A 15,484-nucleotide genomic window follows, 5' to 3' on the forward strand; every position below is an offset into this window, starting at 1 on the left:
AAACCCCTTGGCAAACTTTCAAAGCGTGTCTAAAAATAGTGCAGATGTATAGTGTGCCCGAAAGATAATCATTTGCTTTCTTCCAAGCTTGCAGCTCCATTTTCCATCGGTTCCGTATCCATCCGGAATCGTGTGATCCTGGCACCGATGTCGGGTGTGACCGATCTTCCTTTCCGGCAGCTCGCTTTACGCTATGGCGCCGGCCTGGTCGTCACGGAAATGGTCGCTAGTCGTGAGCTAGTTCAGGATACGGCCGAATCCTGGGCGCGTTTGAAGAGCGCCGGCTTGAAGCCGCATATGGTGCAGCTCGCCGGCCGTGAAGCGCATTGGATGGCCGAGGCTGCAAAGATCGCTGCGGATAATGGCGCCGATATCATCGATATCAATATGGGCTGCCCCGCGAAGAAGGTGATTGGCGGCTATTCCGGCTCGGCACTGATGCGCGACCCGGACCATGCGCTGACATTGATCGAAGCGACTGTCCGTGCGGTGAACATTCCCGTCACGCTGAAGATGCGGCTGGGCTGGGACGAGAATTCCATCAATGCGCCTTATATCGCGCGCCGGGCCGAAGAGGCCGGTGTCCAGCTCGTCACAATTCATGGCCGCACGCGCATGCAATTCTATGAGGGCAGGGCGGATTGGGATGCGATCCGCGCTGCGCGCGACGCGATCTCCATTCCGCTTGTGGCCAATGGCGATGTCGAAACGGCTGAGGATGCCGACGAAATCCTGCACCGCTCCGGTGCCGACGCCGTGATGATCGGCCGCGGTTGCCAGGGCCGCCCGTGGCACGCGGGTGTGCTGGCAGGGCATCGCGGGCCGAGCCGCCAGGAGATCGTCGATATCGCGCTCGAACACTACCGGATGATGCTGGAGTTCTATGGCGAAGCGGTCGGTATTCGCCATGCCCGCAAGCATCTCGCTTGGTATCTCGATCGTTATGCGCCGGCGACCACGGGCGCTGACAAGGCGAAAATCATGACGTCGAAAGAGGGCGGCGAGGTGGCGGCAACCTTCCAAGCCGCGCTGCAGGCAGGCGCTGATCTCGCTCACCGCATTCAGGAGGCTGCATGACTTCGAAAACCAGCTCCGGCGCCGGTGATATCTCGGCCAATTCCATGGCAATGGCGGTTCTCAATGCGATCCAGAATCCCGTCGTCATGGTCGATGAGGCGGGCTTGATTGCCTTCGCCAATTGGGAGGCGGAAGCTTTCTTCGGCGCCAGTGCGTCGCATCTGTCGCGCTACAAGATTTCGAGCTTCATTCCCTTTGGCAGCCCTTTGCTGGCGCTGATCGACCAGGTGCGTGAGCGCCGGGCGCCCGTCAACGAATACCGCGTCGATCTGAGCTCACCACGCCTTGGGCAGGATAAGCTGGTGGATATTTATGTCGCGCCGGTTTCCAGCGACCCTGGTTCCGTTGTGGTCGTGTTCCAGGAACGCTCCATGGCCGACAAGATCGACCGGCAGCTGACGCATCGCGCCGCGGCTCGTTCGGTCACGGGCCTTGCCTCCATGCTGGCGCATGAGATCAAGAACCCGCTTTCGGGAATCCGCGGTGCGGCACAGCTGCTCGAACAGTCGGTCGAGGACGACGATCGCGCGCTGACGCGCCTCATCTGCGACGAGACGGATCGCATCGTCTCGCTGGTCGACCGCATGGAGGTTTTCTCCGACGAGCGGCCGGTCGATCGCTTCCCCGTCAACATCCATTCCGTGCTCGATCATGTGAAGGCTGTCGCCAAGGCCGGCTTTGCCCGAAACATCAAGATCTCAGAGAATTATGACCCTTCTCTGCCGGCGGTCTTCGCAAACCGGGATCAGCTCGTGCAGGTCTTCCTCAATCTGGTGAAGAACGCCGCTGAAGCGGTGGGCGACCGTCAGGATGGCGAGATCATGCTGACGACGGCCTATCGCCCCGGCATCCGGCTTTCGGTTGCCGGCACGCGCGAGAAGATCTCGCTGCCGCTGGAATTCTGCGTCATCGACAATGGCCCGGGCGTGCCGGCCGATCTCGTGCCGCATCTCTTCGATCCGTTCATCACCACCAAGACGAACGGAACCGGTCTCGGCCTTGCGCTGGTCGCCAAGATCATTGGCGACCACGGCGGCATCGTCGAATGCGACAGCCAGAACCATCGCACCACTTTCCGCGTTTTGATGCCTGCCTCCAAGGGCATCACCTCAGAAGATGCCCCACTTCCGAACTCTACAGGGACTACTCGATGACAGCCACGATCCTTGTCGCCGATGACGATGCGGCCATCCGCACCGTGCTCAACCAGGCTTTGAGCCGCGCGGGTTACGATGTACGCATCACATCGAACGCTGCCACGCTCTGGCGTTGGGTTTCCGCCGGCGAAGGCGACCTTGTCGTAACCGACGTCGTCATGCCCGACGAAAACGCATTCGATCTGCTGCCGCGCATCAAAAAGGCGAGGCCGGATCTGCCTGTTCTGGTCATGAGTGCGCAGAATACCTTCATGACGGCCATCAAGGCATCGGAAAAGGGCGCCTACGACTATCTCCCGAAGCCCTTCGACCTGACCGAACTGATCGCGATCGTCGGTCGCGCTTTGTCGGAACCGAAGCGCAAGCCGGCGAAGATCGATGACGATATGCAGGACGGTATGCCGCTTGTCGGCCGCTCCGCCGCCATGCAGGAAATCTATCGCGTGCTCGCACGCCTTATGCAGACCGACTTGACGCTGATGATCACCGGCGAATCCGGTACCGGCAAGGAACTGGTGGCGCGCGCCCTACATGACTACGGCAAGCGCCGCAACGGCCCTTTCGTGGCCATCAATATGGCGGCCATCCCGCGCGACCTGATCGAATCGGAGCTGTTCGGCCACGAAAAGGGCGCCTTCACCGGCGCGCAGACCCGCTCGACGGGCCGTTTCGAACAGGCCGAAGGTGGCACGCTGTTCCTCGATGAAATCGGCGACATGCCAATGGATGCGCAGACCCGCCTGCTGCGCGTGCTGCAGCAGGGCGAATACACGACCGTCGGCGGCCGCACCCCGATCCGCACCGACGTCCGCATCGTCGCCGCCACCAACAAGGATCTGAAGCAGGCGATCAATCAAGGCCTGTTCCGCGAGGATCTCTATTATCGCCTCAACGTCGTGCCGCTCCGTCTCCCGCCCCTGCGCGATCGCGCCGAGGATATTCCTGATCTCGTGCGCCATTTCATCCAGCAGGCCGAAAAAGAGGGGCTGGGTTCCAAGCGTTTCGACCAGGAAGCGCTGGAGCTGATGAAAGCTTATCCTTGGCCGGGCAACGTCCGCGAGCTGGAAAACCTCATTCGCCGGCTGATGGCGCTCTATCCGCAGGATGTCATTACCAAGGAGATCATCGATGCGGAATTGCGTGCCGATGTGCCTGACAGCCCGATCGAAAAAGGGCCTGTTCGCACCGGCTCCATGACCATTGCGCAGGCGGTGGAAGAAAACATGCGAACCTATTTCGCCAGTTTCGGCGAAAATCTGCCGCCGCCAGGTCTCTACGATCGCGTGTTGACCGAAATGGAATACCCGTTGATTCTCGCCGCCCTGACCGCCACACGCGGCAATCAGATCAAGGCGGCAGATCTTTTGGGCCTGAATCGCAATACGCTGCGCAAAAAGATTAGAGAACTGGGTGTTTCAGTTTACAGAAGCTCCCGCACGGCTTGACAATGCAATCCGATGCGTTGCATTTTCGCCACAATGCGTTGCTTAAAGGTCACGCAGTTGATTCGTCGTTTTTGCAGTGGCGATTCGTCTGGCCAGCTCTCCAAAAGGCAAGAGTTTGTCCGATTTTTCAGCTACTTGCAACGACGACCTGAAGTAAAGGTTTCGCTCCTTGGCGAAGCCGGACGACAGTTCCCGCCTCTGCCTGTCACTCGCATGAAGGTCGTAATTGGCCATGCATTTGACCAGGGCGCCGACCGTCGCTCGGGCGTGGAGATTGATGGGAATGATACAGGACGCGGTGTCGCCGGCGGCGAGCGACCAGACGGTTGTCAAGGTGACGGATCGTCGTGCTTCCTTTGCCCTACCTGGTCTGATCCTGGCCGGCGGCGCGCTTTTGTGCGCCATCGCGACCTTGCTGATGCTTCTTGGGCTGACACCGGTTGCCCCAACATCATCTGTCGTTTTCACCTCGGTCGTTATCAATGGACTTTTCGTTCTGGGTCTGATCGCTCTGATCGCCCGCGAAGTGGCGCGGCTGATGAAGGCGCGCAGCCGTGGCCGTGCGGCAGCCCGCCTTCATATCCGCATCGTCGTTCTTTTCTCGATCGTCGCGATCACACCGGCCATTCTCGTCGCCATCGTTGCCAGCCTGACGCTCAATGTTGGCCTGGATCGCTGGTTTGGCGTGCGCACGCAACAGATCATCAGCTCCTCGCAGAACGTCGCTCAGGCCTATTTGATGGAGAATGCGAGTTATCTACAGGGCCAGACCGTCTCGATGGCGAATGACCTGGAGCGCAACCGCTCGCTCTTCAACCTCGATCGCACCGGTTTTGCTGATCTGATGACCCGGCAGGCGCGGGGACGCGGCTTGCTGGGCGCCTTCCTCGTGCGGCGCGACGGCACCGCCATCGTTCAGGCTGATATCAAGACCGAACGCCCGCTGCCGGCCATCCCGAAGGATGCGTTGGACTCTTCAGCCAATGGCCAGCCGACGCTCATCCCGCCGGGTGTGACCAACCTCGTCGGCGCGGTCATCAAGCTGGATGAGCTTCCGGGTTCGTTCCTCTACACCGTGCGCGCTGTCGACCCACGCGTCATGAATGCCATGCGCATGGTTGAAGACAACACCGTCGAATACAAGGCGATGGAAGCCGGCCGCATGTCGCTTCAGATTGCCTTCGCCGTTCTCTATATCGGCTTTGCTCTGATCGTGCTTTTGGCGGCAATCTGGACCGCTATCGCGATCGCTGATCGCATCGTCAGGCCCATCCGTCTCCTCATCAGTGCTGCGGACAATGTTGCTTCGGGGAACATGAACGTGCTGGTGCCGGTACGCTCGGCTGACGGCGACGTCGGCAGCCTGTCGCGCACCTTCAACAAGATGATCTCGGAAATTCGCACGCAGCGCGATGAAATCCTTGAAGCGAAGGACGAGGTCGATGACCGCCGCCGCTTCATCGAAGCTGTGCTTTCGGGTGTGACGGCGGCCGTGATCGGTGTCGAGCACGATCGGCGCATCACCATCGTCAACACCTCGGCCGAAGACCTGCTGACGCTCAAGAGTGACGAGCTCATCGGCAAGAATCTGTCTGATATCTCACCAGAGGTCGACCAAGTCGTGACGGAAGCGACGACGCGCCATCGCAGCGACTTCCGCAAGCAGATCAGCCTTGTTCGCGGTGGGACTGTGCGCACGCTCAGCGTTCAGGTAACGCGAGAGGAATCGCGCGACGCCAATGAATCCTATGTGATCACGCTCGACGACATCACCGATCTGGTCATTGCGCAGCGTTCGACAGCCTGGGCCGACGTTGCGCGCCGCATTGCCCATGAGATCAAGAATCCGCTGACACCCATTCAGCTGTCGGCTGAGCGCATCCGCCGCCGTTTCGGCAAGAATATCGCCGATGCCGACCGTCCGGTCTTCGACCAATGCACGGATACGATCATCCGGCAGGTCGGCGATATCGGCCGCATGGTCGACGAGTTTTCCTCCTTCGCCCGCATGCCGAAGCCGACCATGGAGCCGACCGATCTGCGCGATATTCTGCGCGACGCCGTGTTCCTGCGCGAAATGGGCAATACACATGTCCAGTTCGGGCGTGAGCTGGGCGACGAACGGCTCGAGGGCATGTTCGATGCGCGAATGCTCGGCCAGGCCTTCGGCAATCTCATCAAGAATGCCGTCGAGGCAATTGAAGGCGTACCGAGCGACCAGGCTCGCGAGCAGCCAAAGATCCTCGTGCGCTCATCGCTCGATCCGGATCGCGATCGCTTCACTGTCGACGTCATCGACAATGGCCGCGGCCTGCCGGTGGAAAACCGGCACAGCATTCTCGAACCCTATATGACGATGCGCGAGAAAGGCACGGGCCTTGGCCTCGCCATCGTCAAGAAGATCATTGAAGACCATGGCGGGCAGATCGAACTCCACGACGCGCCAGCCGATTTCGACCAGGGCAGGGGGGCCATGATCCGCGTGCATTTGCCGCGCCGTGAGCAAGCCGCCGTCGCCCATACAGAAAATGACAAGGAAAGCGTCTATGGCATCTGATATTCTCGTAGTCGACGACGAGGAAGACATTCGCGAAATCGTTTCGGGAATTCTTTCGGATGAGGGCCACGAAACCCGCACTGCGCATGACAGCGACAGCGCGCTCGCCGCGATTTCCGATCGCGCGCCGCGGCTGATCTTCCTCGATATCTGGATGCAAGGCAGCAAGCTTGATGGTCTGGCGCTATTGGATGAGATCAAGGCGCGCCATCCGGAGCTGCCCGTGGTTATGATTTCGGGTCATGGCAATATCGAAACGGCCGTGTCCGCCATCAAGCGCGGCGCCTTCGATTTCATCGAAAAGCCGTTCAAGGCCGATCGCCTCATCCTGATTGCAGAGCGCGCGCTCGAAAATTCCAAGCTGAAGCGTGAGGTCTCGGAGCTCAAGCGCCGCACCGGCGACGCTGTGGAATTGATCGGCACTTCGGTGGCCGTTTCGCAGCTGCGCCAGACCATCGATAAGGTGTCGCCGACCAACAGCCGCATCATGATCTTCGGCCCGTCGGGCTCCGGCAAGGAGCTTGTGGCCCGTATGATCCACAAGAAGTCGACCCGTGCCAATGGTCCGTTCGTGGCGTTGAACGCCGCCACCATCACGCCGGAGCGCATGGAAATTGCCCTGTTTGGCACCGAAGGCTCGCCGGGGCAGGCGCGCAAGATCGGCGCCCTGGAAGAGGCCCACCGCGGTATCCTCTATCTCGATGAAGTCGGGGAAATGCCGCGCGAGACGCAGAACAAGATCCTGCGCGTCCTCGTCGACCAGCAGTTCGAGCGTGTCGGCGGCTCGAAGCGCGTGAAGGTGGATGTGCGCATCATCTCGTCTACCGCCTATAACCTCGAGAGCCGCATTGCCGAGGGGCTGTTCCGCGAGGATCTCTATCACCGCCTCGCCGTCGTGCCTGTGCGTGTGCCGGCCCTTGCCGAGCGCCGCGAAGATATCCCCTTCCTCGTCGATCAGCTGATGCGCCAGATATCCGAGCAGGCCGGCATCCGTCCACGCCGGATCGGCGATGATGCCATGGCCGTGCTGCAAGCGCATGACTGGCCGGGCAACATCCGCCAGCTGCGCAACAATATCGAGCGGTTGATGATCCTGGCGCGCTCGGACGGCGCGGAAACGCCGATCACGGCGGAAATGCTGCCGACCGACCTTGGCGACATGCTGCCGAAGGTCTCCGCCAAGAACGATTATCACATCATGACATTGCCGCTGCGCGAAGCCCGCGAAATGTTCGAGCGCGATTATCTCATTGCTCAGATCAACCGTTTCGGCGGCAATATCTCGCGCACGGCGGAATTCGTCGGTATGGAGCGCTCGGCGCTGCACCGCAAGCTGAAGTCGTTGGGCGTCTGATCAGGCGCCCGACATTTCAAACATTACAGAATTCGGATCAGGGGCTTCCATGCCGAGAATAGCTTACGTCAACGGCCGCTACGTCAAGCACCGCGATGCCATGGTGCATATCGAAGACCGCGGGTATCAGTTCGCAGATGGCGTCTACGAGGTGTGCGAGGTTCGCCATGGCGTGATTGTCGATATGACGCGCCATCTCGATCGCCTCAACCGTTCGCTGGGCGAGCTGCGCATCGCCTGGCCGATGACGCGTCAGGCATTGATCTTGGTGATTCGCGAGACCTTGCGCCGCAATCATGTCCGCAATGGCCTATTCTATCTGCAGGTGACGCGCGGCGTTGCCCGGCGCGATCACGTCTTCCCACCGGCCGGCACGCCATCCTCGATTGTCGTCACCGCCAAGAGCACCGATCAGTCCGTGATTGCCAAGAAGAACGCCGATGGCATCAAGGCGATCACCGTCCGCGACAACCGCTGGGATCGCGTGGATATCAAGTCGGTCGGTCTGCTTCCGAACGCGATGGCCCGTCAGCAGGCCAAGGAGGCTGGCGCGCAGGAAGCGATCTATATCGATCACAACGGCATGGTGAAGGAAGGTGCGGCGACCAACGTCTGGATCGTCGATCACGACGGGAATCTCGTCACTCGCCCGGCCGAACACGGCATCCTGCGCGGCATTACCCGCACGACGCTGATGGACGTCGCAGCCAAGCTCGATGTGACGATCGTCGAGCGATTCTTCTCGGTCGAGGAGATGATGAAAGCCCGCGAAGTCTTCATAACGGCGGCGACAAGTATCTGTTTTCCGGTCGTTTCTATCGATGGCGAGACGATAGCGAACGGTCATCCGGGCAGCATGTCACAGAAAATTCGTGAAGCCTTTTTCGACGTTGCGGAAAAGACTGCGATTTGATACCAACATTCGCTGGGGGGAGAGAATGAGGGTATCTCCCGTCCGGGACCTCTGTATACCATGACATTCAACCGGCTCAGGTCGGCAAAAAAGAAAGAAGCGGCGCGATGGCGGAACGTTCTCAGAACTTGCAGGACTTGTTTCTCAATACTGTTCGCAAGCAAAAGATTTCACTCACAATTTTCTTGATTAACGGCGTGAAGCTCACAGGTGTCGTAACCTCATTCGACAATTTCTGTGTCTTGCTCCGCCGCGATGGCCATTCGCAGCTCGTGTACAAGCATGCGATCTCGACGATCATGCCGGGTCAGCCCATGCAGATGTTCGAGAGCGAAGAAGCCGCATCCTAACTGGGACTTGCCGTTATCACGACACGCGATACCAAAAATGATTCCCTCATCCCGGAAACCGTAAAACACCGGGATGATATGCGCGCTGTTGTCGTCGTCCCTGTGCTCAAACAGGCGCGTGCAACACGGACAGCTCAAGCCGACAATGCCATCTCTGTCACTCGACCGCCCGAAAGCCGGCTGGAAGAGGCCAAGGGCCTTGCGCTCGCCATCGACCTCGATGTCGTCAACGGCTCTATCGTTCCGATCAATGATCCGCGGCCGGCAACCCTGCTTGGGACCGGCAAAATCGAAGAGATTCGCGCGCTGCTCGACGAGTTCAATGCTGGGCTCGTCATCGTCGATCATCCTCTGACGCCGGTGCAGCAGCGCAATCTTGAAAAGGCATGGAACGCCAAGGTCATCGACCGTACCGGCCTCATCCTGGAAATCTTCGGCCGCCGCGCCTCCACCAAGGAAGGCACGCTGCAGGTCGAGCTGGCACATCTGAACTATCAGAAAGGCCGGCTGGTTCGAAGCTGGACCCACCTTGAACGCCAGCGCGGCGGTGCCGGTTTCATGGGCGGCCCGGGTGAAACCCAGATCGAAGCCGACCGGCGCATGCTGCAGGAGCGGATCATCCGGCTGGAGCGGGAACTGGAGCAGGTGGTTCGCACCCGCCAGCTTCATCGCGCCAAGCGAAAAAAGGTTCCACATCCGATCGTGGCTCTCGTTGGCTACACCAATGCCGGTAAATCGACGCTGTTCAACCGCATCACCGGCGCCGGCGTTCTGGCGGAAGACATGCTCTTTGCGACGCTCGATCCGACGTTGCGTCGCATGAAGCTGCCGCATGGCCGCACCGTTATCCTCTCAGATACCGTCGGTTTCATTTCTGACCTTCCGACTCACCTGGTGGCCGCCTTCCGCGCGACGCTGGAAGAGGTGCTGGAAGCCGACCTGATCCTGCATGTCCGCGATCTCTCCGATGACGACAATCAGGCCCAGAGCGCTGACGTCATGCGCATTCTCGGCGATCTCGGCATCGGCGAAGCTGAAGGCGCCAAGCGCATCCTCGAGGTCTGGAACAAGATCGACCGCCTGGAGCCGGAAGCGCATGACGCCATCGTCCAGAAGGCTTCGACAACAGAAAACGTCATTGCCGTCTCGGCGATATTAGGCGAGGGCGTCGATCGTTTGATGGACGAAATCAGCCGACGTCTTTCCGGCGTGTTGACGGAAACGACGATTACACTGCCGGTGGAAAAGCTGGCACTGCTGCCCTGGCTTTACAATCATGCTGTCGTCGACAACCGCGAGGATAATGAGGACGGGACGGTGACGCTCGATGTTCGCCTGACCGAGACCGAGGCGGCTGAATTGGAGCGGCGCATGGGCAACGGCCCGAAGCCGCAACGCGAAGACTGGGAATAGGTGGGCTTTACGCCGACTTGACGCCTGCCAGCTGCCGCTCGATGGCTTTTGCTGACTGCCAGATTTCTTCCATCCGCTCCAGCGAGGCGCCCTCCAGCGTCTCGCCTTCAGCTTCCAGCGTCGTTTCGATATGATGGAAGCGGCGGCGGAACTTGGTGTTCGTGCCGCGCAGGGCTTGCTCCGGATCCGTGTTCACATGCCGGCCGATATTGACGACGGCGAAGATCAGATCGCCGAGTTCGTCGCTGACCTTGGCCTTGTCGCCGCTTGCAAGCGCTGCCCGCAATTCGCCGATCTCCTCCTCGATCTTGTCGAGGATCGGTTCCGGCGCCGACCAATCGAAGCCGACCTTGGCGGCGCGCTCCTGCAGTTTCAAGGCTTCGGTCAGAGCAGGGAAAGTCCGCTGCACCGAACCCAGGAAACCGGCCTTGAAATCTTCGGTGATGCCGCTCGTGGCGCGGCGTTCGGCGCGTTCCCGCTTCTCCTCGGCCTTGATCCGGTCCCATTGCAGCGTCACCGCGTCTTCGGTCTTGGCATCGGAGACGGCAAAGACATGCGGATGGCGGCGGATCATCTTGCGGGTGATGGCGTGCACCACATCGCCGAAGGAAAACGCGCCTGCCTCCTCGGCGATCCGGGAATGGAAAACGACCTGTAGCAAGAGATCGCCGAGTTCGTCGCAGAGATCGTCGTTATCCTTGCGCTCGATCGCATCCGCGACCTCGTAGGCCTCTTCGATCGTATAGGGCTTGATGGTCTCGAAGGTCTGGACGATGTCCCAAGGGCAACCGCTCTCCGGGTTTCGCAGCGCCGCCATGATGTCGATCAGGCCGGAAATGTCTCGCGATGCTTCCATCGTTGCCTCGGGTTTTGCTCTGTCAGTTCAAAGGAATGTCGTTGCCGTTCTTAGAGGCTTGGTAGTTCTCGGAGAGATCGGCATAGGCTTGCTTGATGCGCGCGGTCTGCTTCTTCAGCTCGCCCTTGCGCGGATCGGCTTCCGTCTCCACGAGGTCGGAGATTGCAAAGCTATTCCAGAATGCGTTTTGGCGGCGATAGCCGCCTGGTTCCAAGCCGAAGACCTCCTTCAGGATCTTGAGATCGTGCGGGATTGCGAAAGCATCCCGGGAGTCCTCGTGGCTGAAAAAATAGTGGAAATTGTCGAAGCCCGCCCAGGTGATCGCCGACATGCACATGGTGCAGGGCTCGTGAGTCGACAGAAAGATCAGATCCTTGGTCGCGGGTTTCTCGCCGAGTTCGTAGAAGCGCTTGAGGGTGTGAACCTCTCCATGCCAGAGCGGGTTTTCCAGTTCATTGTTGGTGTCCGCGATGACGAGCGAGAGATCGGACTTGCGCAAGATGGCCGCGCCGAAAACCTTGTTACCGGCAGCCACGCCCTTGCGGGTCAGGGGCAGGATGTCATGCTCGACGACGTTGAGGAGGCGTGCAGCGATGCTATTGTCAGACAAGGGCTTTCTCCAACGATTTTCGCTGCAGTCTATAGGGGTTGCAAATGCGGCGGTATGCGTAAATAACTTAAAAACTGTGTTTGCCACAAGCAATAAAGCAGCTCGACAACGGGGTCGAGTCGTAAAAATCTATAGATTTTATAGGCTTATTGCAATCTGCTCGCCTGGTGAGTTTTGCTCAAATCCTTGTCAAGTCGAGCAAAAGAATACGCGCATGCATGGGCATTAGAATTTCTGTTTCTTCAATCTCTTGGCCGCAGGGGCGATATTCGCCAAATCTCGAAGTGGAATAGTGATGCCTCCCAGGACTGAACAGCTTTCGGTGTTTCCCGCTTTCTTCCGTGTGGAAGGAAGGGTAGCGGCTGTCTTCGGCAATGGCGATGAAGCTTTCGCCAAGGTGCGGCTGCTTTTGAACACGCAGGCGAAAGTCGTTGCCTTTGCGCAGGCGCCGGAGGCTGATTATCACGCTTTCCTCATCGCCAACCGCATCGAAACCATACGCGGCGATTTTTCATCCGATCAGGTCAAGGGCGCGACGCTCGTTTTTGCCGCCACCGGTGATGCCGAGGCTGATCGCGGTATCGTCGATGCTGCCCGCGCTGAGCGTATCCCGGCAAACGCCGTCGACCAGCCCGACTATTGCGATTTCTATACGCCCGCCCTGGTCAACCGCGCGCCCGTGGCCGTTGCCATTGGCACGGAAGGCGCCGGCCCTGTCCTCGCGCAGATGATCCGCGCGCAGATCGACCAGATGCTGTCGCCGTCGCTCGGCAAACTGGCGGAGCTCGCGACGCGCTTCCGTAAGCCGGTCGAGCGTTTTGTACCGCGTGGCGTTGCTCGCCGCATCTTCTGGCGGCAGTTCTTTTCCGGACCGGTCGCCGATGCCGTCAATGCCGGTCATATCGCGCAGGCGGAGCGGGTGGCCGATGAGCTGCTGCGGTCGTCGCGTAAGGTAGAGGGCCGTATCTGGCTGGTTGGCGCCGGTCCTGGCGCCGAAGATCTCCTGACGCTGCGCGCGCAGCGCGTGATGATGGAAGCCGATGTCATCGTATATGATGCGCTGGTGCCGCAGGCGATCGTCGACATGGGCCGCCGCGATGCCGAGCGCCTCTCCGTCGGTAAGCGCAAGGGCTGCCACAGCAAGTCGCAGGAAGAGATCAACGATCTGCTGGTGCAGCTTGGTCGCGAAGGCAAGCGTGTTGTGCGGCTGAAGTCGGGCGATCCGCTGGTCTATGGCCGCGCCGGCGAGGAAATGGCAGCCTTGCGCGCTGCCGGTATCGGCTATGAGATTGTTCCCGGCATCACCTCGGCTTTCGCCGCTGCTGCCGATTTCGAATTGCCGCTGACGCTGCGTGGTGTCGCCTCGTCGCTGGTCTTTACGACCGGTCACGATCTCACGGGCGATGTGCTGCCCGATTGGGCGAGCTTGGCCGTATCCGGCGCCACGATTGCCGTATATATGGGGCGCACGGTCGCTGCTTCCGTCGCCGGCCGCCTGATGCAAGCCGGCTTGCCGCCCGAGACGACCGTTGCCATCATCGAGAATGCCAGCCGGCGCGATCGCCGCTTGATGCACGGCATCCTGCGGGATCTGCCCGATCTCGAGCACCGCGATGAGCTGGGCGGGCCGGTCATGGTCATTATCGGCGATGCCGTCGCTGGTGCGAATTTTGAACAATCCGAGCCGCTGGTCCGTCGCGAGACCGCTGCTCAAGACTATGCAAGGAACTGATTGATGGTCGACAAGGTTCTGACCGCAAACCGGCTCACCGATGGCGTCGCCGTCTGGCTGAACGCTAACGGTGAGTGGGTGACATCGCTGCAGGAGGCGCTGGTCGCTCGTCATTCCGAAGCGGAAGCTGCACTGGAAGCGATCGGCAAGCAAGCCTATGCTGACAACAAGGTCGTCGACGTCAATCTGATCGACGTGCAGGAAACCGGCGGCAAGCTTTGGCCGCTGCGCCTGCGCGAGCGCATCCGCGCCGAAGGCCCCACCATGGAATATGCGCCGGGCTATGCCCCGGCCGATCCCGATTTCATTGCAGTCTGAGAAGTCCCGAGGAAGTCATGTATCGTTACGATGAATTCGACCACGCCTTTGTTGCGGAACGGGTTGCCCAGTTCCGCGATCAGGTGGAGCGACGCCTCTCGGGTGAGCTTTCGGAAGATGCCTTCAAGCCGCTGCGCTTGATGAATGGCGTTTATCTGCAGCTGCATGCTTATATGCTGCGCATTGCCATTCCCTACGGCACGCTGAGTTCGCGCCAGATGCGCATGCTCGCCCATGTCGCGCGCACCTATGACCGCGGCTATGGTCATTTCACCACGCGCCAGAACCTGCAGTTCAACTGGCCGAAGCTCTCCGAAATGCCCGATGCGCTGGCTGATTTAGCCTCCGTCGAGATGCATGCGATCCAGACTTCCGGCAATTGCATTCGCAACGTGACTGCCGATCATTTCGCCGGCGCTGCGGCTGACGAAGTCGCCGATCCCAGGCCCTATGCCGAAATCCTGCGCCAATGGTCCTCCGTTCATCCGGAATTTTCCTTCCTGCCGCGCAAGTTTAAGATCGCCGTCACCGGCGCCGAGCGTGACCGCGCTGCGATCCAGGTGCATGATATCGGCCTTCATCTGAAGAAGAACGACAAGGGCGAGATCGGCTTTGCCGTTTACGTCGGCGGCGGGCAGGGGCGCACGCCGCTGGTTGCCAAGCTGATCCGTGACTTCCTGCCGGAAGAGGATCTCCTGTCCTATACGACGGCCATCATGCGCGTTTACAATCTGCATGGGCGCCGCGACAACAAGTATAAGGCCCGTATCAAAATCCTCGTGCATGAAACCGGCGCCGAGGAACTGGCGCGTCAGGTCGAGGCCGAGTTCGACAAGCTGCGAGACACCGAACTGAAGCTGCCGGAAGCTGACGTTCAGGCGATCTCAGCCTATTTCGCACCGCCGACGCTGCCTGAGCGCCCCGAAGGCTGGGAAAGCCTGGCACGCTGGAAGAAGGCCGATCCGGCTTTTGCGCGCTGGGTGCAGCAGAATGTGCAGCCGCACAAGAACCCCGATTACGGCATGGTGACAATCTCGCTGAAGCCGATCGGCGGCATTCCGGGCGACGCCTCGGACGCGCAGATGGACGCCGTAGCCGATATCGCCGAGGAATATGCCTTTGACGAGATCCGCGTCAGCCATGAGCAGAACCTTATCCTGCCGCATGTGGCGCTGGCCGATCTCGAAGCCGTCTATCGCGCTCTGGTGGCCAACGGCCTGGAAACGGCGAATGCGGGCCTGATCACTGATATTATCGCCTGTCCCGGTCTCGATTATTGCGCGCTTGCCAACGCGCGTTCCATTCCGGTTGCGCAGGAAATCTCCACGCGTTTCGGTTCGCCCGAGCGCCAAGCGGAGATCGGCGAGCTGAAGATCAAGATTTCCGGCTGCATCAATGCCTGCGGCCACCACCATGTCGGCCATATCGGCCTGCTCGGCGTCGAGAAGAAGGGTGCGGAACTCTATCAGATCACGCTCGGCGGCTCCGGCGACGAGAATACCTCGATCGGCGAGATTATCGGTCGCGGCTTCGAGCCCGACAAGGTGACCGACGCCATCGAGACCATCGTCGACACCTATCTCGGCCTTCGCCTCGATCCTTCCGAAACCTTCCTCGCCGCCTATCGCCGCGTCGGGCCGCAGCCGTTCAAGACCGCGCTCTATGGCGCGTCTTCGTCGGCAGCGGAAGCGGCGTAAGGAGA

The 15,484-nt window shown here is 60.1% G+C and carries 13 protein-coding genes; 11 read left to right on the plus strand and 2 right to left on the minus strand.

Going from position 1 to position 15,484, the window contains the following annotated elements; genetic code table 11:
- Nucleotides 1-51 precede the first annotated feature (51 nt).
- From dusB to hflX, 8 genes are all read left to right on the plus strand, one after another.
- Nucleotides 52-1,077, plus strand: coding sequence for a tRNA dihydrouridine synthase DusB (gene dusB, locus PH558_RS15055; protein WP_285205137.1), 1,026 nt, complete (start codon nt 52-54; stop codon nt 1,075-1,077).
- On the plus strand, nt 1,074-2,231 hold the full coding sequence (locus PH558_RS15060) for a two-component system sensor histidine kinase NtrB (protein ID WP_095434830.1): 1,158 nt from the start codon (nt 1,074-1,076) through the stop codon (nt 2,229-2,231). Before dusB ends, PH558_RS15060 begins: the two co-directional genes overlap by 4 nt.
- Nucleotides 2,228-3,679, plus strand: a complete 1,452-nt coding sequence (gene ntrC, locus PH558_RS15065) for a nitrogen regulation protein NR(I) (protein WP_015339828.1) — start codon at nt 2,228-2,230, stop codon at nt 3,677-3,679. Before PH558_RS15060 ends, ntrC begins: the two co-directional genes overlap by 4 nt.
- Nucleotides 3,680-3,962: 283 nt before the next feature.
- Nucleotides 3,963-6,236 carry a sensor histidine kinase NtrY-like gene (locus PH558_RS15070; protein WP_285205144.1) on the plus strand — a complete coding sequence of 758 codons (2,274 nt, stop codon included), beginning with the start codon at nt 3,963-3,965 and terminating at the stop codon, nt 6,234-6,236.
- Entirely contained in the window at nt 6,226-7,590 is a 1,365-nt protein-coding gene (gene ntrX, locus PH558_RS15075) for a nitrogen assimilation response regulator NtrX (protein WP_015339830.1), read from the plus strand. Before PH558_RS15070 ends, ntrX begins: the two co-directional genes overlap by 11 nt.
- A gap of 49 nt (nt 7,591-7,639) precedes the next feature.
- The gene (locus tag PH558_RS15080) at nt 7,640-8,503 is read left to right on the plus strand and encodes a D-amino-acid transaminase (RefSeq protein WP_285205145.1); all 864 of its coding nucleotides are present in this window, start codon (nt 7,640-7,642) and stop codon (nt 8,501-8,503) included.
- Between the two features lie 107 nt (nt 8,504-8,610).
- A complete protein-coding gene (hfq, locus tag PH558_RS15085; protein WP_003539403.1) occupies nt 8,611-8,853 on the plus strand; it encodes an RNA chaperone Hfq in 243 nt (80 codons plus the stop codon).
- 78 nt (nt 8,854-8,931) lie between these two features.
- A complete protein-coding gene (gene hflX / locus PH558_RS15090; protein WP_285205148.1) occupies nt 8,932-10,266 on the plus strand; it encodes a GTPase HflX in 1,335 nt (444 codons plus the stop codon).
- A gap of 7 nt (nt 10,267-10,273) precedes the next feature.
- On the opposite strand, the gene mazG is transcribed toward hflX, so the two are convergent.
- The gene (gene mazG / locus PH558_RS15095; RefSeq protein ID WP_095434835.1) at nt 10,274-11,122 is read right to left on the minus strand and encodes a nucleoside triphosphate pyrophosphohydrolase; all 849 of its coding nucleotides are present in this window, start codon (nt 11,120-11,122) and stop codon (nt 10,274-10,276) included.
- Nucleotides 11,123-11,144: 22 nt separating this feature from the next.
- Complete coding sequence (locus PH558_RS15100; protein WP_095434836.1) at nt 11,145-11,732, minus strand: deaminase; 588 nt, start codon at nt 11,730-11,732, stop codon at nt 11,145-11,147.
- 295 nt (nt 11,733-12,027) lie between these two features.
- Here PH558_RS15100 and cysG point away from each other — a divergent pair, with 295 nt between their 5' ends.
- From cysG to PH558_RS15115, 3 genes are read left to right on the plus strand one after another with little or no spacing between them, the layout of a single operon-like run.
- Nucleotides 12,028-13,464, plus strand: a complete 1,437-nt coding sequence (cysG, locus tag PH558_RS15105) for a siroheme synthase CysG (protein WP_113409195.1) — start codon at nt 12,028-12,030, stop codon at nt 13,462-13,464.
- Nucleotides 13,465-13,467: 3 nt separating this feature from the next.
- Nucleotides 13,468-13,782: a DUF2849 domain-containing protein gene (locus PH558_RS15110; protein ID WP_095434838.1), complete on the plus strand. Its 315-nt coding sequence runs from the start codon at nt 13,468-13,470 to the stop codon at nt 13,780-13,782.
- A 17-nt stretch (nt 13,783-13,799) separates the two neighbouring features.
- Nucleotides 13,800-15,479: a nitrite/sulfite reductase gene (locus PH558_RS15115; protein WP_095434839.1), complete on the plus strand. Its 1,680-nt coding sequence runs from the start codon at nt 13,800-13,802 to the stop codon at nt 15,477-15,479.
- Nucleotides 15,480-15,484: the final 5 nt, after the last annotated feature.

It is taken from the genome of Rhizobium pantanalense (assembly GCF_030182525.1).
Classification (GTDB): domain Bacteria; phylum Pseudomonadota; class Alphaproteobacteria; order Rhizobiales; family Rhizobiaceae; genus Rhizobium.